Raw genomic sequence first — 22,072 nt, 5'->3', positions numbered from 1 at the left:
GAAGACGGTGCGCTCTCTCCCCCGCTTGCGGGGGATGGCTGGGGAGAGGGTGTCTCCGCAGTGGGACTCCCCAAGAGGATAGAACCCTCACCCGCGCCTTCGGCGCGACCTCTCCCGCAAGCGGGAGAGGTTCAGGGCACCGAGCTTACCCCACCAGCTTCGCAAGCCCCGCCCAGTCGAAGCTGATGCCATGCCCGGGGCGGTCGGGTGCCAGCGCCTTGCCGTCCTCAAGCACCAGCGGGTGCTCGATGTATTTGTCCAGCCCGAACCCGTGGGCCTCCAGATAGGAGCGGTTCGGGCAGGCCGCGAGCAGATGCACGGTGATGTCGTGGGCGCCGTGGCTGGTGACGGGCAGGTTGAAAGCCTCCGCCAGCCGCGCGATCTTCATGAACGCGGAAACGCCGCCGCAATTGGTGACGTCGGGCTCGGGATAGGACACCGCGCCACTCGTGATGTAGTTCTTGAACTCCCACAGCGAGCGCAAATTCTCGCCCGCCGCGATCGGCACGCCGCCGGCCTGCATGATGCGGGCATGGCCTGCGACGTCATCGGGGATAGTCGGCTCTTCCAGCCAGGTGAGATCGTAGGGAACGAAAGCGCGCGCGGCGCGGATCGCTTCCTCCACGGTCCACTTCATGTTCGCATCCGCCATCAGCGGAAAGCCGTCGCCGAGATGTTCTCGCATGGCAGAGACCTTTGCGACGTCGGATTTCAGGTCGGGCCGGCCGACCTTCATCTTGATGGCGCGAAAGCCTTTCGCGAGGTTGCCGTCGGTCTGCGCGAGCAGCTCGTCCACGGAGAGATCGAGGTCGATGCCGCCGGCATAGCACGGCACGCGCGCATCGAAGCCGCCGAGCAATTGATACAGCGGCAGCTTGGCGCGCCGCGCCTTCAAATCCCACAGCGCGATGTCGAGCGCGGAGAGCGCCAGCACCACCGGCCCGCCGCGCCCGCCATAATGCAGCGCCCACCAGACGTGATGCCAGATCGCTTCGGTATCGTCGGCCTCGCGGCCCTCGACCAGCGCGGGGATCTCGCGCCTGAGAATGTCGGCGACAGCGCCGCCATTGCGGCCCACGGTGTAGGTGTGGCCGACGCCTTCGGCGCCATCGGCATCGCGGATGCGGCAGGTGATCAGCTCGAACGCCGCCATCTCGCCATGGGTGGAGTCGGACAGCGTGACGGGGAGGGGGATCCGGTACAATCCGGTCTCAATCGTCGCGATGCGTGGCATGTGGCCTCCCTTTTTCTTTTTATTTCGTAGAGTGGGTTAGCGAGCGCCTGCGCGAAGCGCAGTCGGCTGGCGTAACCCACCTACGAATCTATCTCACCGCGTCGTCGCAAGCTGCAGCGCCAGCGCACAGGCGCGGTCGTATTCGTCCAGGTTGATCCACTCGTCGATCGTGTGTGCCTCGTTCTGACCGGCGCCGAAGGTCACGGTCGGAATGCCGTGGCGGACCATCCAGTTGGCATCCAGGCCGCCGTTGGCGGTGCGGACGTTCGGAGTGCCGCCGACCGCGCTTACAGCCTCGACCGCGCGCTTGATGACGGGCTGGCTGTCCTTCATGCGGAACGGATAGTAGTCGGTCTCGGCCTTGAACTTGACCTTGCCGGACTTGCCTTGCGCATTCGTCACCTTCTTGGCGGCCTTCTCGAACGCGGCCTTGTAGGCTTTGGTGATCTCCTTGAAGAATTTTCCGTCATGGCTGCGGCATTCGCCGCGCACATGCACGTAGTCGGTGACGACGTTGGTGGCATCGCCCGCGGGGCGGCCCTCGCCGCCGGTGACGGGGCCGACATTGCTGGTGCCTTGCCGCTTGCCCTTCACCACCTTGCCGAACCAGCCGCCGGACTTCACCTCAGTGAGCGCCAGTGCCATGATCATGGTCGAGGAGATGCCGCGCTCCGGCGCGACGCCGGCATGCGAGGCGCGGCCGAAGATCTCGACGGTCCAGCGGTCGGCGCCGACCGCGCCGATGACGACGTTGGAGGCGGAGCCGCCGTCATAGTTGAACGCCATCACGGGCGAGCCGAGCTCGTCCAGCTTGACGTGGCGCGCGCCGTAGAGCCCGCTCTCCTCGCGTACGCAGAAAAGCAGCGTGATCGGCGGATGGTCGAGCTTCTGCTTTTCGAGTTCGGCCGCCAGCGTCACCAGCACGCCGCAGCCGCAGCGATTGTCGCCGCCGAGCGCGGTCTTCGCTTCGTTGACGATCTTGCGTCCCGATTTCTTCGGCTTGGCGCCGGCGCAGAGCGGCACGGTGTCCATGTGCGTCATGAACATGATGCGCGGCTGGTTGTGCAGCGCGCCGCGGCCGGGCAGGTCAACGATGAGGTTGCCGGTCTCGGTCGGCACGGGAATGCGCGTGTTGGCGTCGTCGAGCCGGATCGCCTTCGCCGGCACGCCGGCCTCTTTCAAGGCGGCCGTGAGTTCACGCCCGATCGCCGCCTCCTGTCCGGTCACGCCCTCGACGGCGAGGAAGCGCATGAGACGGTCGGTGGCGGCTTTGGTGTCGACGGGCATGATTCTTTCCTTTGGCGAACCGGCCTGCACCTTACGAACGCGGCGACGTGTAAGTCAAAAAGATCAGCACGCCGAGCGCCAGCATGGCAGCCATGAACAGCAGCACGGCCGGCAATCCCGCGAGCGCCGCGACTGCCCCGGTCACCGACTGCATCAAGGCCGCGCCGAGGAAGAAGGCGAGGTTCACGGCCGCCAGAGCTTTGCCCGCGACTTGTGCATCGACCAGCTGCCGGGACATGCCGAAGATCAGCGGCTGGGCGGAGGTCGCAAGGCCGATCAGCACGAACAGCACGAGATCGTATTGCGGCGGCATCACGGCGATTCCGAACAAGGCGGCCACCGCGTAATGCGGCGCCCCGAGCGCCATCAGCGCCAGCAGCAGCGCCCCGGCCATATGCGCGCTCGCCACCAGATCGCGGCGGCGTCCGAGCCTGCGGTCGATCATGCCGATGAGAAGTGGACCTGCGATCATCGCCAACGTGAAGGCACCGAGCTGGTTGCCGGCCTCGACCCGCGACAGTCCCTTGACCTGCATCAGCCACGGCCCGCCCCACAATCCGCGCAGCACAAGCGACGTCGCCAGCGATACCAGCGCGAGCGCGATCAGGCCGCGCAGGGGACGCGAGAGGCCGAGCCTGAGCACCTCGATCATCTGCGACAGCGGCGAGGAATCGTCCTTGTGTTCGGCCGGCTGGTGCGGCACCAGCGCGAACACGGCGAGTGCGACCGCGACGCCGCCAGATGCGGAGATCCAGAACCCGGCGCGCCAGCCCCAAGTGTCGACCACGAAGGCGAGCGGGCTCGCCGACAGCAGCATGCCGATATTGCCGATCGAGAGGATCGCGCCCGACCACAGCCCGAACCGCGCCGCGGACAATTGCTTGGCCGCCAGCGTCATCGGGCACATCAGCATGCCCGAGGTGGCGACCCCCAGCATGAACTGCCCGACCGCAAAGCCCGCGGGGCCGGTGGCAAATCCCGACGCCACCGCGCCGAGCACGGTCCCCGCGAGCAGGCTCAGCGACACCGGTCGCACGCCGAACCGATCCATTGCCGCCCCGACCGGGATCTGCGCCGCGGCGAAAGCGAAAGGATAGATCGAGGTGAGGCTCGCCAGCGCCTGCGGCTCGAGATGGAAATCCGCCGCCATCAGATCGAGGCTGACGGCCGGAATGGTGCGCAGCAAGGTCGAGAGCATGTGGCCGCAGGCGAGCGCAAGCAGCGCAAAGATCAGCGCGCGGGTGCCATCTCCCGCCTCGTTCGTGGCAGCCATCGTCATGAGCGTTCGTCCCGGCAAGCTTTGCGCTGCGGTTACACGATCGCAAGTCCGCTGCCAATGGCGGGCCGGGCAGCCCCGTTATTCCGGATTGCGTGGCTTGTCATCGTCGGCCGGGGGAGCCGCGCGCTAGATTCGTTCAAACGTATCGACGTTCGTTGTCACGGCGCGCCACCAATTCAGCGGTTTCAGCTTCGCCGGCTCGCCTTCGCTGGACGCGCTCAGCGCCTGGTCTGCGATCACGAACCAGGCCGTCTCCATCTTTCCGTGACGCAGCAGTCCGGTATAGGAGACGGCGCGGTCGCCCGTCGCAGATGAGCCTACCGCGACAAAAGCGATGCAATTGCCCTTGTGAAACCCGGTGATAGGCACCGCTTGCCCGTAAAAGCCGCTGTCTTCGAGCGCAGTCTCGAAATTCCCCTCGATACGGCCGTGGGCATCGTCAGTGATGCGTAAGGTCGAGCCGAATTGATTTCGCCAATTGCCGACCCAGGCAACATCGTGTCCCATGCCGGTTCTCCTATGCCCGCACATCCGGTACAGCGCGCAGTCGGCGCAAGCGATACAGCTCCTTCGCCGCAGCCTGCATCAGACCATCGGCTGCCTTGCGCTCCTGACCGACGATGACGCCCGAGGCGAAAGCCTGGGCGCGGCGATGCTCAGGCGGCGCCGTCAGCGCAGCCTCCGTCGCCAGCTCGCGGTGCGCCATGAAGTCGTTCAACGATCCCAGCGCGGACTGGATCTGCTTGAGGCGGCCGGAGAGCTCTGCAAGCTCCTTCTGTTGGCTATCGCTATAGAGGCTTTCGAAGAAATCGACGGCATAGCGAATCTTCTTGATCCTGATTCGCAGCTTGTGGCGCTGCATCGGCTCGAGATTGGTCAGGCGCTTGCCCTGCTTGCGCGCCTTTCGGATGCGCCGATCGAGCAGCTCCGCGGCGTAGGCGGCGATCGTGCGCTCGTCATTTCGATCGTCATGGGCGCGAGGCCGGCCGCCTTCGATCCATTCGGCCACGTCGATCAGCAGGCGGCGGTAACGCGCCGACATGACCGCCGCGCGGGCGCGCCCGAATGCCGCCATCCGTTGCCGGGAGAACCGCTTGCGGATCGCGCGGGCGCCGCGGCGCGGCACCCCCTGCTCGGTGATCGGCCGAATGCTCTCGTTCAGGAACACGTCGATTTCGCGCGCCGGCGCCAGCTCGGCCGTGAGCCATTTCAGCTCGGTCTTGATCCGTGCGGTGCTCGCGCGCGGCAGAAGATCGGCAAACAGCGAGATGGCCGCACGCAGGCGCCGCAGGCCGACGCGCATCTGATGGACCCCCTCGGCGTCCATGTCGCGTACCGGATCGGCGTTGGCCGTGATCTGATGTAGCGTCGAATGCGCGATGGGGCGGAAGGCCTCGCGCGGTGACAGTCCCGCCTTCAGCGCGATCGATTCGGCGCGTTGGGCGCCGCTGCCGCTTCCCGAGACCAGCAGATAACCTTGCTCGGCCTTGGAGCGCAGATCGAGCTCGGCCCCCGCTTTGCGCTCGAGATCGCGGGCAAGGCGGAACAGGTCTGCAACATGTCCGGACTTCAGTTCCAGCTCCAGCTCGGCAACGGGCCGCGACCGGCGCCCGGCCCTGATGCGGCCACGGTCGACCGCAAGCTCGATCTGGCTCCTGCGGACGCGCCGCCCCTGCGCCATGCGATGAATGTCGGTCCGGAACATAGGCGCAAGCTTGCGGCGAAGCTTTCGCGTCGCAAGCTCCTGGAGCGGCGTATGCTTCGTCTTCTCGAGATCGGGGCTTGCACCGGAAACCTCGCGCTCCCATTCGCCCCGCGTCACGCCGCCCGTGCCGCCCGCTTTCACGGTCTGCACGTAATGATCCTCGATCTTGCGGACGCGCAGCGTCAGGCCATGGCGTCTGAGCCTATGCTTGTTCGTATCGTAGTAGGTCGACACGAGCGATTGCTCGGTCTGGTCGCCGCGCCGTCCGGTCAAGCCACCCTTCCGCAGCAATGACGACAATTTTCCTGGCGCAACGCGGAATTTCAGTTCCGTTTCAGTGGTCATGGCGAACGCGCCCGTTTAGCCAATTCAAAGTTGGTCCCCGCGGGAAGTTCCGGCGCCCCCGAGCATTTCAATGGGAACCCTCGCGCGAGCTGATGAGAAAGCCCGCGATCCATCCGGACGACTTCCCGGTCGAAGCCAGCGAGACCGCCGTCATGACCAACAAGGGCAAGCCGCTTGCAGAGGCGGAGAGCGAGCCCGTGGAGAGGGATATTGCCGATCGCCTCAACGAAGCAGGCCTATCGCGAGGAGCACGACCGCTGGTCGCCATGACGCCGGAAACGCGCGGCCTGTGCGGCTCGACGCCCGTCTCGGCGGGTCTCCCACCACGGGGGTCCTGAACCAGGACGGCCGCCAGACGTTATACCCGGGAAAAACTGGCATCCTGCCTACCAGGAAGCGCCTTCACCTGCGGCCAGCGGCGGCAATGTCTTCGTCGGAGAGTATAGGTCGGACGACCAGCGAGGCGGCCCGCCGGGAGCGGAGGAGAAGCAATTCCTTGCTCCTGGTTCTCGCCGTGGGATTCCTCGTTTTTGGCGGCGCGGCCGGCGCACTCTATTACGCATTGCGGCCCGACGTCCTCCGGATCGCCGTTGGACCACCTGGCAGCGACGATCACAAAGTCATTCAGGCGATGGCCGATGCCTTTGGCGCCGAAAGTCGGACTGTCAGGCTGCGCCCGATCAAGACCGATGGCGCGGCGGAGTCTCTCGCTCTGCTTGGGGCCGGCAAGGCCGACCTCGCCGTGGGCCGTGGCGATCTGGACATGCCCACCGAGGCCCAGACCGTCGCCGTCGTACGGAAGAACTTCGTCGTGCTGTGGGCTCCGTCTCGGCCCAACGGCAAAACCGCGAAAAGAAAGCCCTCGCCGAGAATCAAGGAGGTCGCCGATCTCGCAGGGCGCCGCGTCGGAGTGATCGGCCGGACCCCGGTCAACGCGGCATTGCTACGCGTCATCCTGAGCGCCTCTGGAGTGGAGGCGGAAAAGGTCGTGGTGACACACTTTGGCACGGACCAGACCGAGGAGTTGGCGCGCGATCTGACCATCGATGCATTCATGGCGGTCGGGCCGCTCGACAGCAAGATTACATCCGATGCCGTGGCTGCAACGGCGCGGGTGCGCGGCGCGCCGAAGTTTCTCGCCATCGAGGCATCGGAAGCGATCGCCTTGAAGCATCCCCGGTATGAATCGGAGGAGATTCCGCCCAGCGTCTTCAATGCGGATCCGGCCTGGCCGGGTGACAAAGTCGAAACGGTCAGCGTCAGCCACCTCATCGTGGCGAGAAAGTCCCTGCCTGAAACGACGGTCGCCGCCTTTTTCCGCCAGCTCTTTGCCGTTCGCCAGGCGATTGCGAGGCAGGTGCCGGGCGCTGCGCACATTACCAAGCCGGACGTCGACAAGGACGCCGAACTGCAGGTGCATCGGGGCGCGGCGGCTGTCATCGACGGCAACGAACGTACCTTCCTCGACCGGTATGGCGATTACTTCTGGTTCGGGCTGCTGCTTCTCTCCGGGATCGGCTCGGCGGCCGCCTGGTTGCGGCGCTATTTGAATCGGGATGAAAGAGAGGAAACCAACAGCCACCGCAAGAGAATCCTGGCCATGGTTTCCAGCGCGCGAACCGCGGAATCCAACCAGGATCTTCTGGTCCTGCAGCGCGAGGCCGACGCCATCATTGGTGAAACGCTCGAATGCTACGATGACGGCGCCATCGAGGAAGAGGAGCTCGCGGCATTGGGTCTGGTGCTCGGGCTGTTGAGCAATGCTATCGCGGAACGACGGGCCGCGTTGCAGCGCGCCAGCTTCGAAACCGTTCGAGGCGTGGCGACCTCGCCGCGAGGATGAGGCGACCACCGTCTCAAGCTGCCGCTGTCGATCTCTGCGACGCAATTGGCGGGCCATGCAAAGTAGGATCGAGCTCTCGCTTATTCGTCATTCAGGGCCGAGCGGTCTGGTGGAAGAGGAACAAAAGAGATGTCATCGCTCTTACCCTCGTCAGGAGACCTGCTCATGCTGTGCTCAAAACCACCACGGGTCATTCGCACAACGCTTGATCTTGCGAACGCAGGGCAGGTCAAGTCCGTTCGAAGGCGCCTCAAGATCTCCGATGCCGATCTGATCAGGATCGTCGACAAGATCGGTAACTCTCTGACCGCCATAGAGAAGGAAGTTCAGCTCGAAAAGCTCGCGCTCGATGAGCAGGGCGGCAACAAGGGCGGGCTCGCGGCCCCCGGATAGATTCAGTCATCCATCGGAAAGGAGAACTGCAATGAACGGCCTGATTTATCTCGTAGGACTAGTCGTCGTGATCGCGGCCATTCTGTCATTCTTTGGCTTGCGTTGACCCTTCTCCTTATGCGGGCCGACGCGCCATCCCATCCGGGTGAAGCAGTTGGCAACTTCGTGTGCATCAAATGGATGATTTGCACCAGGTGAACACCATCATCGCCACGACCATTTGTGCGTTCTTCAAGGGACATCCCGACGCACAGATCGGGACCGAAGAGGCCAAGCTTCTGGCGAAGCAGATTGCCCAGGCGCTGGAGGAGGCAGGGCTGCAGATTGCTGCCGCCAATCCGGAGAACGCCCCGCGCTAGTCTTTCGGCAGGCGAGCCGGTGATATTGGCGTTTAACTTCCGAAATGACCCGTTTCCCTTAGTTCGAGTCCAGCTCCTTCAACAGCTTTCCCGCCTCGCCGAGCAGCTCCCGGATCGCCCTTCGCTCCGCAATCCGTTCCTGCGCGAAGGCGCCGTGCTTGCGCGCATTGCGGTTGCCCCACGGGGCGCCCGATCCCTCGGCGCCGCCGTGCATGCGGCAGCGGAGCTTGCTGCGCACGGCCGGGGCGCGGCAGGCGAGCCCGCAGCGGGTGCGGGCCCCGCAGCGCGGGCTTGCCGACATCGCACGCGTGTTGCGGACGTGATCGGCACTCACGCGCCGGCACCTCGCAGCATTTCGGTCCGGTCGTGCTCGTGGTCGCCGGCTTCGCGGGACGGGACCAGTCCCGCGTCAATCGAAGTGCCCGGCTCGCCGACAGTCAGGTGCGCATGCTGCGCGACATTTCCCACGATCGCACTGCCGCCGTCCTGCACCGACAGATTCTGCACCGTGATCGGACGTTCGCCCTTGCCGCGGTGGCGGTTGAGCGCCTCGATCTGGGCTGCGAAGGTGCGGGCCAGCCGGGTCATCGTGCGCGCGATGCCTTCCTGCTGCGAGAGATCCTCGGTGAAGGCGAGACGACAGGCCGAGCGCATGGTGGCGACGTGAACCGACACCATCTGCGCCGTCAGCATGGCCTCGAGTGAATCCCTGGGCGCGATGCCCTTCATCATCGAGACCATGAAGGCGAGGTTGGCTTCATCGGGCTTCTGCAGGATCACGCTGGCTTTCATCAATTGCTTGAGGATGCCGTGCAGCGCGTCGCGGTCGACGGCGCCGAGCGCCTCGCCCAACAGCCGTTCGCCGGCCTGCGCGTCGGGATGCTGGATCAGGATGCTTTCTTGGGTGAGCTTGATCCGCGGGCTCGGCTTGCTGCCGTCATGCTTGGTGACGGGCGTCGTGCTGTTGCGTGTCAGGGCTGTCGTCATGTCGATATCTCCTTGGGTCCGCGGTCGGCGCGCGGCGGCTCGCTGGTGCGATGCCGAGCCGCGCAGCTGCCGTGCGGCGGTTGCGATCTTCAGATGTCGATGAAGGGCTTGTGCGCGATCGAAACGAGGCGTCCATGGCCGGGCAGGCCGGGTTGCTTACGGTCATCGCGATGATGCCATTATGCCCCTGTTTTGCCCGACGAGTCAAAATCGATTTCGCACTATCCGAAGGCAGGTGTCCGCGCGTAAGCCCTTGTTTCGACTGGGGCCGTCTACTGTGCATGGGGTTGTTTTCGCATTTATTGTTTGGAGGGCCGCGCGCGTGCCGTGCGGCGGAATGCCGGCGCCCAAACGCGATTGCGAAATCCGCGATGGCCGCTATTCATGATCCTCGGATGCGTCGCACCAACAAGCCTGCACAAGCGGCGCCGTGAGGCCTGGGGAGAGAACCAATGCAACGAACCGTCCGCCTGCTGGCCGTCATCGCCGGATTGTGCGCCTCTGCGCTGTCGACGGAGGCCATGGCGCAGAAATATCCGGTGCGGCCGGTCAAGGTCATGGTCGGCTTCAGCGCCGGCGGACCAGTCGACGTCGCCGCGCGCATCATCGGTGATCGCCTGGGCAGCAAGCTCGGGCAGCCCTTCGTGGTCGAGAACCGCGCCGGCGCCAACGGCATGATCGCAGCCGAAGGCGTCGCGCGTGCGGACGGCGACGGCTACACGATGCTCGCCTGCAACTCCTCCACCATCACGCTCAACAAGACGCTGTTCAAAGATATCCGCTACGATCCGGAAAAGGATTTTGCGCCGCTCACCACCGTCGTGTCGGCGCCGCTGGTGCTGGTGGTCAATCCGGAGAATCCCAAGACCGCTGATATCAAGACCGTGGCCGATCTCGTTGCCGCCGCGAAGGCCGCGCCCGGTGCGCTGGCCTACGGCTCGGGCGGCAACGGCAACCTTGCCCATCTCGCCATGGAGCTGCTCAGCCAGAAGGCCGGCATCAAGCTGATCCACGTGCCTTATCGCGGCGGTTCGGCTGCCGAGGTCGGCATCCTCGCACAGGAGGTGCTGGCGGTGTTCGACCCGCTCTCCGCCGTGCCGCTGGTCAAGGCCGGCAAGCTGCGCGCACTCGCGGTGTCGTCGGCCGAGCGGCTGCCGTCGTTGCCCGATGTGCCGACCGTTGCCGAGGCCGGCTATTCCGGCTTCGACATCTCGTTCTGGGTCGGCTTCTTCATGCCGAAGTCGACGCCGGCGCCGATCCTCGAGACGCTGCACCGTGAGATCGTCGCGGCGGCCAGGGATCCGGCAATCGCGGAGAAGCTGGGCTCGCAGGGCGTCGTGAGCGTGCTCAGCCCTGCCGAATACGCCGCGAAGATCGCGAAGGAAACGAAGGACCTCGCCGAGGTCGTGTCGGCGGCGAACATCAAGGCCGAGTGAGAAGGCCGCTTGCGGAAATTGATCATGATTGCGGTGGTCGCTACTCGCCGCCGGCCAGCTGCGCCAGCCGATCGAGCAGCGGGCGTTGTCCTGCGTTGATCTTCGCCCGCGCCGCATCGAGCGTGAACCATTCGGCACGATCGACCTCGGGGAAGGCCTGCTGTTTGCCGCTCCGTGGCGGCCATTCCATCTCGAACGTGTTGCTGCGAACGCTGCGCACGTCGAGATCGAGCTCGGCTGCGAACGCAGTGACGAGCTTGCCGCCGCGCTGCTTGACCTGACCAAGCGCGGTCAGCGGCGCGGACAGCTCAAGCCCAAGCTCTTCGGCGAACTCGCGCCGTGCGGCGATTTCCGCATCTTCCTCGTCCGTATATTCCCCCTTGGGGATCGACCATGCGCCGAGATCCTTGTTGCGCCAGAACGGCCCTCCGGGATGAACGAGGAGGACCTCGAGCTTCCGGCGCTTCCGATAGGCGACGATCCCGGCACTGTTCGATGGCATCGCAGGTTCCGTGCAGGAAAAAGTGGAACAGGCGGTTTTAGCGCAGGTTAGTAGCCATGTTCATTTGATAAAAGGGAGTGACCCATGATCCGCCTGTTGGCAACCACCGCCCTGGGGCTGGTGCTGGCGAACGCCGCCTTCGCGCAATCGCCAAGCACGGCCACGAAGTCCGAGCAGACACCGCAAGCCCAATCAAAGTCCACCGCGCCGTCCACTACCTCGCCATCCAGCACTGCTGATACGCAGCGCACCACATCGCAGCCGCAGCAATCTCCGGCGACTGGAACGTCGGCACAGAATGCGCAGAGCACCGCGCCGTCCGGGGCTGCCAATTCCAGCACATCTAACAATGCCGCGAACAGCGCGGACACCTCGCGGCCGCAGAGCGGCACGGCGAATTCGAACGCGGCCGGCAACCAGCCTGCGTCCCAGCAGAGCGCCAACCCGCCGCCGGCGAACACGAACCAGGCGCAGGATCGGTCCAATCCGCCTCCGGCCAACAGCAACCAGGCCCAGCAGGCGCCAGCGGCGTCCGGGACCAACCAGGCTCAGCAGGCACCGAATGCGCCGACCAGCAATCAGGCGCAGGGCGAGCGGACGGGAACCGGTTCACAGGCGGCCGCGCAGACCGACGTGAATCTCAACCGGCAGCAGGAGACAAAGATCAGCACGTCGATCTCGCACCTGAACGTTCAGCCTTTGACCCGTGTCAACTTCTCACTGAATGTCGGCACGGTGGTGCCGCGCGACGTGCATCTTTCGACACTGCCGCCCGACGTCGTCGAGATCGTGCCGCAATATCGCGGCTACAGCTTTGCGCTGGTCAAGGATCAGATCGTCGTGGTCGACCCTGCAACCTACAAGATCGTGACGGTGCTGCCGTATTCGGGGCAATCCACTGCGACAACGACGACGACCACGCGCGAGCGCAGCGCCAGCAAGTTCTCCGATCGCGATCGCGAGGTGATCCGCAAGCATGCGAAGACCCGCACCGAAGGGCGAAGCGAGGCGCGGACCACCGGCAGCACGGCGCGCACCGAGATCCATGTCGGCGATCGCGTCCCGGACAGTGTCGAAGTGGAGGAACTCCCCAGCACGGTGTATCGGGATGCGCCGGATCTGAGGGAATACCGCTACATCCATCGCGACAGCCGGACCTACGTCATCGAGCCCCGCGAACGACGCGTGATCGAGGAGATCGACTAGCAATGAACGTCGGAGCCACTCAAGCGGGTGGCTCCGAACATTAGCCCGAGGGCCGTTCGCGTGATGCGAAGCGAACGGCGCGGACTTTCGCGCTCTTTCCGGCCGCGCGCGCTGCAATCATGCTGCGCGCCTTGCCGCGAGTGGAAGCCGTCTTCCGGAGCAGGGTTGCGAACCGCTTGCGGGCACGGCTCGTCGCCAGCCGCGCGGCGAGCTGCTCGGCTTTGCGAATAAGAGCGATGGCCGACGGCGTCAGGTTGACCGGAACCCAAGCGACGTCCTTTGCCTTCGACAGGCTGCCGACACCTTCGCAAGGTGCCTCGCGCGGCAGGTCGATCCGGATCGCAAGCGCCTCCGACCGCTCGATCCAGTCCTCGGCCTTGGTGCCGGTAATGATGCGGACATAGTCGCGCGTTTCGCGCGGCAGCTCGCTCTCCTTGGCGAGCCACTTCTGAATGCGACCCGGGCCTGCATTGTAGGCGGCTGCGGCGAGACCGAGATTGCCGAAATCATCGCGCAGCTTGCGCAGGAACTTTGCCGATGCAGGCATCGCCTTCATGGGATCGAAGGGATCGTCGAGCCCGACTTCGGCGGCGGTTTCCGGCATGAACTGCGCGACGCCTTGGGCGCCGGCCTGGCTGACCTCGTTGGATTTGAAGCGGCTCTCCTGCCAGAGCAGGCGGGCAAAGAATGGCACGGGAATGCCGCTGGCCTCGGCGGCTTCGCGGAGCGCATGGCAGAATTTATCTGTCGCTGAAATCGGCGCCTCGGCGACGGGTTCGCTCGCGCGCAGCGGCTCGATCGTTTCCTCATGCGCCGCGCGCGCGTTGGCGAGCTCAATGGCCTGCACGCTGGCGAGGAAGAGTTCGACCACCGGAACCAGGGGCGAGGCATGATTGTTCTGAAGAATGGCGGTGTCGAAAGTTGATGTTTGCCGGGACGCCGACGGATCGAGGTCGCACATCAGAATCAGAAACGCGGCGCAAGCCGCGACGACGAATCGCATTTGCTGGGGCAACCTCGAACTGTGGGATGAACGGCCAGCGAAGCGCCGGCGATAGGAAGTTCTTAACCTTCCGATTGCGGCAAAGCTGCGATCTCACCGGTTCCTTCGGTGTTACTACGGTGTTCCCAAAGAGAAACTGCCCGCGATTTTGCGGATCATTATTTTCAAGACGGGACGAGCGATCATGATGCGATGGATGCTTGGCGTGGTGATGTCGCTGTGGCTCGTCTGCCCGGTGCTCGCGGGCAACCTCGATGCGAGGGCTGTGAACGACGCGGCGCGTCCGGAAAAGCAGCTGGCTGCGGACAAGATCAGCGCGCCGGTGACGAAGCTTCAGATTTTGCTCGATCGTGCGCAATTCTCGCCAGGCCAGATCGACGGCAAGCTCGGCGAGAACGCGCAGAAGGCGTTGAAGGCGTTCGCCGAGCAGAACGGTGCTGGCTTCGACAAGACGATCGCCCCCGAACTGTGGGACAAGCTGAACGCAGCGAGCGAGGGTCCTGTCGTCGTCGACTACAAGATCACCGATGCGGATGTGAAGGGACCGTTCTTGAAGAAGCTTCCGGCCAAGCTCGACGACATGAAGTCGCTGGACGCGTTGAGCTATACCAGTCCGCTCGAAGGGCTCGCGGAAAAATTCCACATGAGCGAGGAGCTGTTGAAGGCGCTCAATCCGGGGAAGGCTTTCGACAAGATTGGCGAGACGATTGTCGTCGCCAACGTGCCGGCGCGCCGGGAGCTTCCGCGCATCGCTCGGATCGAGATCGACAAGACGCGCGCGACGCTGAAGGTTTTCGAGAGCTCAGGTCGTCTGGTCGCGTCCTACCCGGCGTCGATCGGCAGTCCGGATCGCCCGACGCCGACGGGGACGCTGAAGGTCACCAGCACCCATGAGCTGCCGACCTACCACTACAATCCGGAGTACAAGTTCAAGAGCGTGAAATCCAAAAGGCCCTTCGAGATCAAGCCGGGTCCCAATAACCCGGTGGGATCGTACTGGATCGGGCTATCGGAGCAGGGCTATGGCATCCACGGGACGGCGGAGCCCGACAGGGTCAGCAAGTCCGCCTCTCACGGCTGCATCAGGCTCACCAACTGGGACGCGCGTGCACTCGGCGAAAACGTCAAGCGCGGCACACCCGTGGTCTTCCTGGATGCGCCGACGGAATCATCCTCAAAGCAGCGGGGCACGACGGCTGGCAAGCGCGCGGCGAACTAGCGATGGCGATGCGTCGGCTCACATGGGTGTTGGGACAGTGTGGCTGCCAAAATACGTCGCTTGCGCTCGTACTACTTTGAGCATTGAATTCATCATGATGCTCCGGCGCTGCTGAATGCACCACTCGGCCGCAGCGATCACCGTCCGCTGTCTAAACCCCTCGCCGAGGTCAGGAGTCGAACTGTACGGATAAGGCAGCTTGCCGCAGCAGGCTTTGGATGTAGTTCCCGCGATACAATAAGGGAGGGAAAACAATGACAGTCAGTACAAGGCACCTGACCTGTGTTGCCGCACTGGCCGCGATCGCTGTTGCACCACTGGCTTGGGCCATCGCGCCGTCAGAGATCAATCCCGCTCGCATCGAGGCGGCCGAGCAGAACCCAAGCGATTGGCTGACCTATCACGGCGGCTACAAATCGTATCACTACAGCGGACTTGATCAGATCAACGCGAACAACGTGAAGAACCTCGAAGTTGCGTGGATCCATATGCCCGGCCGCTCGACCCGCGGCCTGCAGACGATGCCGCTCGTCGCTGACGGCGTGCTGTATTATTCGGGCTCCTACAGTCGCGTCTACGCACTCGACGGTGCGACCGGCAAGATGATCTGGTCCTACTTCCCGCAGCTCGACGAGGAACTCGTGTCTATGCAGACGCACTCGCCATACAATCGCGGCGTCGCGCTTGGCGATGGCAAGGTTTTCGTCGGCACCGTCGACGGGCATCTGATTGGGCTCGACACGAAAACCGGCAAGGAGGTGTGGAACACCCACCTCGTCGATTCCAAGAAGCTCACTGTCGGCTTCACGGGCGCGCCGCTGGTGGTGAGGGACACCGTCATCATCGGCAGCCAGGGCGGCGAATGGACCTCGCGCGGTCCGCTTTTCGGCGTCGATATCAAGACGGGCAAGAAGAAATGGGAATTCCTCACGGTCGCCGGCACCGAGGAAGCCAAGGCGACTTGGGGCAACGAATCCTGGCGTACCGGCGGCGGTGGCGCATGGATGCCGGGCACCTATGATCCTGAAACCAACACCATCTGGTGGGGAACAGCGAACCCGGCACCGCTCTACGACTGGTCGGGCGCGGACTGGCAGAAAAGCGGGCCACGGCCAGGCACCAACCTCTACACGACATCAGTCATCGCGCTTGATCCCGATACCGGCAAACTGAAGTTCTACCACCAGGAGCTGCCACACGACGCATGGGACTTCGACTCGGCGGTCGGGGAGTTCCTGATGATCGACCGCGACGGCCGCAAGCTCGTCGTGCATCCGAACAAGGGCGGATTCGTCTTCGTCTACGACCGGGCCGATGCAAAGGTGCAGAACGTCTGGCGGATCGCGAAGAACATCAACTTCGTCAAGGACATTGACCCGAAGACCGGCGAGCTGATCGGTCGGCGCGATCTGTCACTTGGCAAGGCAGGCGAGCCACTCTGTCCGGCGATCGCCGGCGGCGTGAGCTGGAACTCAGGCGCCTACAGCCCGAAGACCGGCCTGTGGTACAAGATCGCGCAGGAATGGTGCATGGATGTGGACGTAGTGAAGACCACGCCAATCACCGAGCCGATGGCGCAGCTCAATATCGGTGCGAATTTCAAGCTCGTTCCGCCACCGGACGGATCGGCGCGTGGACATCTTGATGCTCGCGATCCCGTGACCGGCGCCAAGAAATGGGAGGTCAATTTCGACGAGCCGCCGCTTGCGAGTGTGCTCGCAACAGCCGGCAATCTAGTGTTCGTACCGGACTCGCGCGGTGTGTTGCGCGCCTACAATGCGGAGACCGGACAGGAGCTGTGGTCGCATTACAATGGCGTCGGCCACAATGGCGGCATCATCAGCTACAGCGCCGGCGGTAAACAATACATCGCGGTACCGGCCGGATGGGGCGGCATGGTGGCGGACGAATTCCCAGCTCTCTTCGGCGAACCTTATACGAGCATGCCGAAGGATGCCGGGGCGCTCGTTGTCTTTACGCTGAAGCAATAACTCATGGTGGGAAGAGGCAGGGTGTGGTCGCACCCTGCCTCTGCAGTCCAGATGCCGATGTTGAAGTCGATTACTCTCATCGCTGGCATTGCGCTGTCATTGTCGCGCGACCTCTACGCACAGCAGAGCCAGGCTCCCAATCAGGATCAATCGGCTAAGGAGAGCGACATCGAGGGCGGGACGATGTTCGCCACCTCGTGTGGGTTCTGTCACGAAAACGGCGGCCGCGCCGCCGGCAAAGGACCGAAGCTCGCGGGCACGACACGCAGCGACGAGTTTATCGTGGAGCGGATCAAGAAGGGTAAGTCCGGCGCGATGCCTGCCTTTGGAGGTGCTTTTTCAGAGAGCCAGATCATGGCAATATTGGCCTATATCCGGAGCATTGAGGAGTGAAGCCCGAGATGCGCCGTGTCACTCTGGTGATCTTGCTGATGCTGTTCGGCGCGACTGCTGCTTCAGCGCGCTCGCTGGAGGCAATTCGTGAGCGCGGCGCCCTGACGCTTTGCGCGCACCCAAACGCGCTACCGTTTGCCAGCAGGCGCGATGCCCATCCTGGATTTCAGGTCGAAATCGCCAAGGCGTTGGCAAACCAGCTCGGGGTCTCGCTGGAACAACGGTGGGTCGTCACTAGCTTTCAGTACCGCCGCGCGGACTGCGACATTGTCCTCGATGCGATAGCGGATCGGGCGGCGTTGGCGGAGGTGGGGTTGCGCATGTCGCGACCCTACCAGCGCAGCGGTGTCGCGTTGGCGGTCGGTGCAAACTCCAGCGCAGCGTCACTCGCAGATTTGAGGCCAGGCCAGCGTGTTGGGGTACAGGTCGGCTCGATCGCCTCCATGACACTCAGCAAGCGAGGCGTCCAAACCTCACCGTTTGTCTTCGAGGATGAAATCATGGACGCGCTTGCTCAGAACGAGATCGACGCCGCGGCGGTTACGCCCGCTGCAGTTGGTTGGTTCAACCAAGTTCATCCCGATGCGCAGTTGCGTCGTATTCCTGCTTTTGAGGATGATCCCGACCTGAACTGGAATGTCGCTGTTGGGATGGTCAGCCCAGACGAGCAGCTCAGGCAGGGACTCGACGCAGCCCTTGAAGCATTGCTTGCCAACGGCACCCTCGCGCGGATCTATGCGCATTATAACGTCGAATTGCAGTCGCCAAAATGAGCGAGCTCCCGGGGTAAGAACTGGTGGAGCAACGGACGGCACCCTCGCCGATTGCGTCCGCGAGCTGATGAGCAAGTTGTTGACGAGATAGGGCAGGCCTCGGTCCTTCTGCCGCTCGCCTTTTAGCGACGGCCACTTCCTCAATTCGGCCGGCGCGTCATAAGCGATCGGCGATGCCTCTTTGAACATGGCTTGGGCCCCGGTGGCTTGGATCGCAGGGAATCCTAGCGGCCCCGGGCAACACCCGTTAAAGAATTCGTTCAAATCAGGCGGTAACGAAGGCGAGCAGGGTGCCGTTGGCCTTGGCTGGCGGCACGCAGATCGCGGGCCCACTGCGCACGGCGCTCGACCCCAGCGCCTTCTCCGTCGCCGCGAGATCCCTGCTGACGAGCACGAGGGCCGCGCCGCCGCGCTCGGAGAGGCCGGCGAGCGGCACGCCGGGATAGCGCTTGCCGAGTTGCTCCAGCGTGAGATAGACGAAGTCGGCACGATCGCGGCCGGATGGCACGGTCACGGCGCCGTCGGACTCCGCCTTCGGCTCGCGGTCGATCAGTTGGCCGAGATGCGCGGCTTCCTTCGCCGGCTCGGGCGTTGCGATCAGAATCTGCTTGATCCGCTTCGCCGCGTTGGCGTGCTTCATCAATTCGGGAATCCACACGGTCTCGCGCGTCTTGTGTTGGCAGGCGAAGATACGCACGCCGCCGGGCGCTTCGGCGGTCGGCCACATGAAGGTGCGGAATTTTGCCGCCGAGACCGTGCCGTCAGGCAGCGTCACCGGCCGCTCGAAATCGGTCGGACCGATCGGCGTTAGGCCACGTGCGCGGATCTCCTCCGCGCCTTCAGCGGAATCGACTGCGGTGAAGGCGATGCGCTCGATGCCTTCGCCCCGCTTGTCGAGGAAGGCGCGCGCCGGCGCGTTGTGTTCGGTCGCGGCGAGCACGCCGAGCAGCTCCATATAGTCGGGATCGAACATGATGGTGTAATTGCCGGTGCCCATATGCGCACTATGGGTGCCACGCGGGGAGACGGTGAAGCCGAGCCGCCGGTAGGTCTCGGCGGCTTTGTCGAGGTCCTTCACCATGACGACGGCGTGGTCGATACCGATGACGTTCTTGAGGGCCACTGTTCTTCCCCGCGGATGCAAACTGACTTGGACCGCCGCGCCGGCAGCCGCTTGCTCTGTCTACGCCGGATAGGCAGCTATGTCATTTTCAATTCAATGGAGCATGCGGAATTTCATTCCGCAGAATGCGGTGTCGACGCGTGACGAGGTCAGTGCGCCTGCTCGACATAGGCGGCAAGGATGGCACGCTCCTGGCTGGTCATTTCGGTGATGTTGCCCGGCGGCATCGCGCTGGACCAGGCTGCGACACGGCCGATCAGGCGGATGTTGCGGTGGATGTGCTCGGGCGCATCGAGCAGGATGCCTTTTGGTGCGGTCACGATGCCCGCCCAGGCCGGTTCGGCCGCGTGGCACATGCTGCAGCGGGACATCACGATCTCCTCGACGGCGGCGAGCGTCGGCTGCGCTGACAGCGCGCCCGTCGTCACCTCGCGTGGGCCGGCCGCGGAGAGGAAGAGGATCGCGATCACGCCGATTGCTGTCACGCCCCATATCCACCATGGCGATTTGCGCCCGGCATGCCGCTCGTTGAAGAAATGGCGGATCACGGGACCGAGCGCGAGGATGATCGCGACGATGATCCAGTTGAAGCGGGTCGCGTAGAGCAGGGGATAGTGGTTGCTGATCATCAGCACCACGACGGGAAGCGTCAGATAATTGTTGTGGACCGAGCGCTCCTTGCTGGCCTTGCCGAGCTTCGGATCGGGGGCCTGTCCCGCGATCAGGCTGGCCACGATCTTCTTCTGGTTCGGGATGATCAGCGTGAAGACGTTGGCGACCATGATGGTGCCGATGATGGCGCCGATCTGATTGAACGCGCCACGGCCGCTCAGCACATGGGTGAAGGCATAGGTGAGCGTGACCAGGAACAGATAGAAGCCGAGGGCAAAGGGCAGCTCGCGCTGCGCAAGTCCGCTGCGGCAGGCGGCCTCATAGAGCAGCCACGCCAGCGCGAGGCTCGCGAGGCTGAACAGGCCGGCCTGGAACGGCGTGAGGTCGAGGATCGACTTGTCGACCAGGAACAGGTCGGCCTCGAGATAATACACCACCACCATCAGCGCGAAGCCGGACAGCCAGGTGGTGTACGCCTCCCATTTGAACCAGGTCAGCTCGTCCGGCATCTGGCTGGGCGCGACCAGGTACTTCATGATCCGGTAGAAGCCGCCGCCATGGACCTGCCAGGCTTCGCCCTGGACTCCATCCGGCAGGTCGCGTCTCGGCCTCAGGCTGAGATCGAGGGCGATAAAGTAGAAGGAACTGCCGATCCAGGCGATCGCCGCCACCACGTGCAGCCAGCGGAGCAGCAGGCTCGCCCATTCCGATATGATGGATCCCCACATGATCATCCCATCAATTGCGACAGCGATGCCGCAGCTTGATGACCGCAACCCCGCCCTACCAATGTGTCGCACCTCTCTGCGGTGTTTTCCAGTACGATGGGCTGCAGCTGATGCACATCGTGCGTGCATCAGCTGACGTGGGATGCGGCAGAGCTTCGATCTGCCGCTGTGTGTCGATGGTCGAGATCGCAGGGCCGGGAGGACAACGTGAAGAGCAGAATCTTGTCCGTCGCGATATCCGCGGGGAGGTTGGCTGCGGGGCTGCTGGCCGCAACCAGTGCGCAGGCCGAGCCGGTGCTGCAGGGGAAGGACGCTTATGGCGATTGGCGGGCCGACAAGCCCGGCACGATCAGGCTGATCCGGCCGCAGGACCTGGTCAGGCCCGGCGCGACGCGCTCTGTTGCGAGTTCGTCGCGCGTGGTGCCGCGTCCGCCGGAGGCCGCGCTTCAGGTACCGGCAGGTTTCAAGATCGAGCTGTTCGCCGAAGGCCTGCGCGCGCCGCGCATCGTGCGGGTGGCACCGAACGGTGATGTCTTCGTCGCGGAGACGCGGGCGGGCAGTATCCGCGTGTTGCGCGCCGGCGAGAGCGGCAAGGTCGCGAGCAACGAAGTCTTTGCCAGCGGCTTGAGGCAGCCCTTCGGCATCGCCTTCTTTCCGAACGGCGACAATCCGCAATGGGTCTATGTCGCCAACACCGACAGCGTCGTCCGCTTTCCCTATCAGGCGGGCGATCTCAAGGCGCGCGGCAAGGCGGAGACGATCGTGGCAAGTCTGCCGCATGACGGCGGCCATTCCACCCGCGACATCGTCTTCACCCCCGACAACAAGCGCATGGTGGTCTCCGTCGGCTCCCTGAGCAACGTCGCGGAAGGTTTGGGCACGCCGCCGGGCGGAATGGAAGCGTGGGCGAAAGCGCAACCGCTCGGCGCGGTCTGGGCCAGCGAGACCGAGCGCGCGGCGGTGCTGGCTTTCACTCCCGATGGCAAGGAACGGAAGATCTATGCCACCGGCATCCGCAACTGCGTCGGTCTTGCGATCCAGCCACAGACCGGCCTGCCCTGGTGCTCGACCAACGAGCGCGACGGCCTCGGCGACGATCTCGTGCCGGACTATGTCACCAGCGTGAGGGAGGGCGCCTTCTATGGTTGGCCGTGGTTCTATATCGGCAGCAATGAAGACCCGCGCCATTCCGGCGCGCGGCCGGACCTCAAGGACAAGGTGACCGTGCCGGACGTGCTGATCCAGCCGCATTCCGCCTCGCTCGGCACGACGTTCTACCAGGGCACGCAGTTTCCGCCCGAGTATCAGGGCGATGCCTTTGCCGCCGAGCACGGCTCGTGGAACAGGTCGAAGCGCACCGGCTACAAGGTGATCCGCATCCGGATGAAGGACGGCAAGCCGACCGGGGAATATGAGGATTTCGTCACGGGCTTCGTGGTGAGCGACACGGAGGTGTGGGGAAGGCCGGTAGGAGTTGCGGTGGCGAAGGATGGGTCGCTGCTGGTGTCGGAAGATGGCAACGGCACGATCTGGCGGGTGACGTATTCGCGCTGAGCGAGCTGCTTCGCATCTCCCCGCTTGCGGGGAGAGGCCGGAATCTGCGAAAGCAAATTCCGGGTGAGGGGGACTCTCCGCGAGTCCGTCTGTCACCGTC

Annotated in this window: 22 protein-coding genes; 11 read left to right on the top strand and 11 right to left on the bottom strand. The window is 64.2% G+C overall.

Annotated elements, in window-relative coordinates; all coding sequences use genetic code 11:
* Nucleotides 1–145 precede the first annotated feature (145 nt).
* From XH84_RS05825 to XH84_RS05805, 5 genes are all read right to left on the bottom strand, one after another.
* Nucleotides 146–1,234: a mandelate racemase/muconate lactonizing enzyme family protein gene (locus tag XH84_RS05825; protein ID WP_128916816.1), complete on the bottom strand. Its 1,089-nt coding sequence runs from the start codon at nucleotides 1,232–1,234 to the stop codon at nucleotides 146–148.
* 93 nt (nucleotides 1,235–1,327) lie between these two features.
* Entirely contained in the window at nucleotides 1,328–2,521 is a 1,194-nt protein-coding gene (locus tag XH84_RS05820) for a M20/M25/M40 family metallo-hydrolase (protein WP_128916817.1), read from the bottom strand.
* Between the two features lie 31 nt (nucleotides 2,522–2,552).
* On the bottom strand, nucleotides 2,553–3,800 hold the full coding sequence (locus XH84_RS05815; protein WP_128916818.1) for an MFS transporter: 1,248 nt from the start codon (nucleotides 3,798–3,800) through the stop codon (nucleotides 2,553–2,555).
* Between the two features lie 126 nt (nucleotides 3,801–3,926).
* On the bottom strand, nucleotides 3,927–4,307 hold the full coding sequence (locus XH84_RS05810; RefSeq protein WP_128916819.1) for an avidin/streptavidin family protein: 381 nt from the start codon (nucleotides 4,305–4,307) through the stop codon (nucleotides 3,927–3,929).
* Between the two features lie 10 nt (nucleotides 4,308–4,317).
* Nucleotides 4,318–5,850, bottom strand: a complete 1,533-nt coding sequence (locus tag XH84_RS05805) for a CYTH and CHAD domain-containing protein (protein WP_128916820.1) — start codon at nucleotides 5,848–5,850, stop codon at nucleotides 4,318–4,320.
* Between the two features lie 92 nt (nucleotides 5,851–5,942).
* On the opposite strand from XH84_RS05805, the gene XH84_RS39535 reads away from it, so the two are divergent.
* The 4 genes from XH84_RS39535 (at nucleotide 5,943) to XH84_RS05790 (ending at nucleotide 8,445) form a co-directional block, all read left to right on the top strand.
* The gene (locus tag XH84_RS39535) at nucleotides 5,943–6,188 is read left to right on the top strand and encodes a hypothetical protein (RefSeq protein WP_164935867.1); all 246 of its coding nucleotides are present in this window, start codon (nucleotides 5,943–5,945) and stop codon (nucleotides 6,186–6,188) included.
* 86 nt (nucleotides 6,189–6,274) lie between these two features.
* Nucleotides 6,275–7,693 carry a TAXI family TRAP transporter solute-binding subunit gene (locus tag XH84_RS05800; RefSeq protein ID WP_128916821.1) on the top strand — a complete coding sequence of 473 codons (1,419 nt, stop codon included), beginning with the start codon at nucleotides 6,275–6,277 and terminating at the stop codon, nucleotides 7,691–7,693.
* 165 nt (nucleotides 7,694–7,858) lie between these two features.
* Nucleotides 7,859–8,086, top strand: a complete 228-nt coding sequence (locus XH84_RS05795) for a hypothetical protein (RefSeq protein ID WP_128948016.1) — start codon at nucleotides 7,859–7,861, stop codon at nucleotides 8,084–8,086.
* 194 nt (nucleotides 8,087–8,280) lie between these two features.
* Entirely contained in the window at nucleotides 8,281–8,445 is a 165-nt protein-coding gene (locus XH84_RS05790) for a hypothetical protein (protein WP_245471605.1), read from the top strand.
* A gap of 58 nt (nucleotides 8,446–8,503) precedes the next feature.
* Here XH84_RS05790 and XH84_RS05785 read toward each other — a convergent pair whose 3' ends face one another.
* Both XH84_RS05785 and XH84_RS05780 read right to left on the bottom strand, forming a co-directional pair.
* Entirely contained in the window at nucleotides 8,504–8,779 is a 276-nt protein-coding gene (locus XH84_RS05785) for an HGGxSTG domain-containing protein (protein WP_128916823.1), read from the bottom strand.
* Nucleotides 8,776–9,432, bottom strand: a complete 657-nt coding sequence (locus tag XH84_RS05780; protein ID WP_128916824.1) for a hypothetical protein — start codon at nucleotides 9,430–9,432, stop codon at nucleotides 8,776–8,778. The genes XH84_RS05785 and XH84_RS05780 overlap by 4 nt, the downstream gene beginning before the upstream one ends.
* A gap of 452 nt (nucleotides 9,433–9,884) precedes the next feature.
* Here XH84_RS05780 and XH84_RS05775 point away from each other — a divergent pair, with 452 nt between their 5' ends.
* Complete coding sequence (locus XH84_RS05775) at nucleotides 9,885–10,868, top strand: Bug family tripartite tricarboxylate transporter substrate binding protein (RefSeq protein ID WP_128916825.1); 984 nt, start codon at nucleotides 9,885–9,887, stop codon at nucleotides 10,866–10,868.
* 40 nt (nucleotides 10,869–10,908) lie between these two features.
* Here the strand turns inward: XH84_RS05775 and XH84_RS05770 are convergent, their stop codons facing one another.
* Nucleotides 10,909–11,370 (bottom strand): NUDIX hydrolase, encoded by a 462-nt coding sequence (locus XH84_RS05770; protein ID WP_128916826.1) that lies wholly within the window; start codon nucleotides 11,368–11,370, stop codon nucleotides 10,909–10,911.
* Between the two features lie 84 nt (nucleotides 11,371–11,454).
* Between XH84_RS05770 and XH84_RS05765 the strand changes: the two genes are divergently transcribed.
* The gene (locus tag XH84_RS05765) at nucleotides 11,455–12,576 is read left to right on the top strand and encodes a DUF1236 domain-containing protein (protein ID WP_128916827.1); all 1,122 of its coding nucleotides are present in this window, start codon (nucleotides 11,455–11,457) and stop codon (nucleotides 12,574–12,576) included.
* Nucleotides 12,577–12,616: 40 nt separating this feature from the next.
* Here the strand turns inward: XH84_RS05765 and XH84_RS05760 are convergent, their stop codons facing one another.
* Complete coding sequence (locus XH84_RS05760) at nucleotides 12,617–13,579, bottom strand: lytic transglycosylase domain-containing protein (RefSeq protein ID WP_128916828.1); 963 nt, start codon at nucleotides 13,577–13,579, stop codon at nucleotides 12,617–12,619.
* A 184-nt stretch (nucleotides 13,580–13,763) separates the two neighbouring features.
* Between XH84_RS05760 and XH84_RS05755 the strand changes: the two genes are divergently transcribed.
* The 4 genes from XH84_RS05755 to XH84_RS05740 all read left to right on the top strand — a co-directional run bounded on the left by XH84_RS05755 (nucleotide 13,764) and on the right by XH84_RS05740 (nucleotide 17,955).
* A complete protein-coding gene (locus XH84_RS05755) occupies nucleotides 13,764–14,798 on the top strand; it encodes a L,D-transpeptidase family protein (protein WP_128916829.1) in 1,035 nt (344 codons plus the stop codon).
* Nucleotides 14,799–15,052: 254 nt separating this feature from the next.
* Nucleotides 15,053–16,789 carry a pyrroloquinoline quinone-dependent dehydrogenase gene (locus tag XH84_RS05750; RefSeq protein ID WP_128916830.1) on the top strand — a complete coding sequence of 579 codons (1,737 nt, stop codon included), beginning with the start codon at nucleotides 15,053–15,055 and terminating at the stop codon, nucleotides 16,787–16,789.
* Nucleotides 16,790–16,840: 51 nt separating this feature from the next.
* Entirely contained in the window at nucleotides 16,841–17,182 is a 342-nt protein-coding gene (locus XH84_RS05745; protein WP_245471604.1) for a c-type cytochrome, read from the top strand.
* Nucleotides 17,179–17,955, top strand: a complete 777-nt coding sequence (locus tag XH84_RS05740; protein WP_347338718.1) for a substrate-binding periplasmic protein — start codon at nucleotides 17,179–17,181, stop codon at nucleotides 17,953–17,955. The genes XH84_RS05745 and XH84_RS05740 overlap by 4 nt, the downstream gene beginning before the upstream one ends.
* A 265-nt stretch (nucleotides 17,956–18,220) precedes the next feature.
* Here XH84_RS05740 and XH84_RS05735 read toward each other — a convergent pair whose 3' ends face one another.
* Together XH84_RS05735 and XH84_RS05730 are read right to left on the bottom strand one after the other, a co-directional pair.
* The gene (locus tag XH84_RS05735; RefSeq protein ID WP_128916831.1) at nucleotides 18,221–19,078 is read right to left on the bottom strand and encodes a VOC family protein; all 858 of its coding nucleotides are present in this window, start codon (nucleotides 19,076–19,078) and stop codon (nucleotides 18,221–18,223) included.
* Nucleotides 19,079–19,227: 149 nt separating this feature from the next.
* The gene (locus XH84_RS05730; protein WP_128916832.1) at nucleotides 19,228–20,418 is read right to left on the bottom strand and encodes a urate hydroxylase PuuD; all 1,191 of its coding nucleotides are present in this window, start codon (nucleotides 20,416–20,418) and stop codon (nucleotides 19,228–19,230) included.
* Nucleotides 20,419–20,625: 207 nt separating this feature from the next.
* Here XH84_RS05730 and XH84_RS05725 point away from each other — a divergent pair, with 207 nt between their 5' ends.
* Entirely contained in the window at nucleotides 20,626–21,972 is a 1,347-nt protein-coding gene (locus XH84_RS05725) for a PQQ-dependent sugar dehydrogenase (RefSeq protein WP_128916833.1), read from the top strand.
* Nucleotides 21,973–22,072 lie beyond the last annotated feature (100 nt).

This window comes from Bradyrhizobium nanningense, assembly GCF_004114535.1.
GTDB lineage: Bacteria > Pseudomonadota > Alphaproteobacteria > Rhizobiales > Xanthobacteraceae > Bradyrhizobium > Bradyrhizobium nanningense.
This window is presented reverse-complemented; position numbering and strand designations above follow the sequence as displayed.

Coding starts and splice junctions, on each gene's coding strand:
- XH84_RS05825 (WP_128916816.1), bottom strand. CDS start 1,234: ATGCCACGCATCGCGACGATTGAGACCGGATTGTACCGGATCCCCCTC.
- XH84_RS05820 (WP_128916817.1), bottom strand. CDS start 2,521: ATGCCCGTCGACACCAAAGCCGCCACCGACCGTCTCATGCGCTTCCTC.
- XH84_RS05815 (WP_128916818.1), bottom strand. CDS start 3,800: ATGACGATGGCTGCCACGAACGAGGCGGGAGATGGCACCCGCGCGCTG.
- XH84_RS05810 (WP_128916819.1), bottom strand. CDS start 4,307: ATGGGACACGATGTTGCCTGGGTCGGCAATTGGCGAAATCAATTCGGC.
- XH84_RS05805 (WP_128916820.1), bottom strand. CDS start 5,850: ATGACCACTGAAACGGAACTGAAATTCCGCGTTGCGCCAGGAAAATTG.
- XH84_RS39535 (WP_164935867.1), top strand. CDS start 5,943: ATGAGAAAGCCCGCGATCCATCCGGACGACTTCCCGGTCGAAGCCAGC.
- XH84_RS05800 (WP_128916821.1), top strand. CDS start 6,275: ATGTCTTCGTCGGAGAGTATAGGTCGGACGACCAGCGAGGCGGCCCGC.
- XH84_RS05795 (WP_128948016.1), top strand. CDS start 7,859: ATGCTGTGCTCAAAACCACCACGGGTCATTCGCACAACGCTTGATCTT.
- XH84_RS05780 (WP_128916824.1), bottom strand. CDS start 9,432: ATGACGACAGCCCTGACACGCAACAGCACGACGCCCGTCACCAAGCAT.
- XH84_RS05775 (WP_128916825.1), top strand. CDS start 9,885: ATGCAACGAACCGTCCGCCTGCTGGCCGTCATCGCCGGATTGTGCGCC.
- XH84_RS05770 (WP_128916826.1), bottom strand. CDS start 11,370: ATGCCATCGAACAGTGCCGGGATCGTCGCCTATCGGAAGCGCCGGAAG.
- XH84_RS05765 (WP_128916827.1), top strand. CDS start 11,455: ATGATCCGCCTGTTGGCAACCACCGCCCTGGGGCTGGTGCTGGCGAAC.
- XH84_RS05760 (WP_128916828.1), bottom strand. CDS start 13,579: ATGCGATTCGTCGTCGCGGCTTGCGCCGCGTTTCTGATTCTGATGTGC.
- XH84_RS05755 (WP_128916829.1), top strand. CDS start 13,764: ATGATGCGATGGATGCTTGGCGTGGTGATGTCGCTGTGGCTCGTCTGC.
- XH84_RS05750 (WP_128916830.1), top strand. CDS start 15,053: ATGACAGTCAGTACAAGGCACCTGACCTGTGTTGCCGCACTGGCCGCG.
- XH84_RS05745 (WP_245471604.1), top strand. CDS start 16,841: ATGCCGATGTTGAAGTCGATTACTCTCATCGCTGGCATTGCGCTGTCA.
- XH84_RS05730 (WP_128916832.1), bottom strand. CDS start 20,418: ATGTGGGGATCCATCATATCGGAATGGGCGAGCCTGCTGCTCCGCTGG.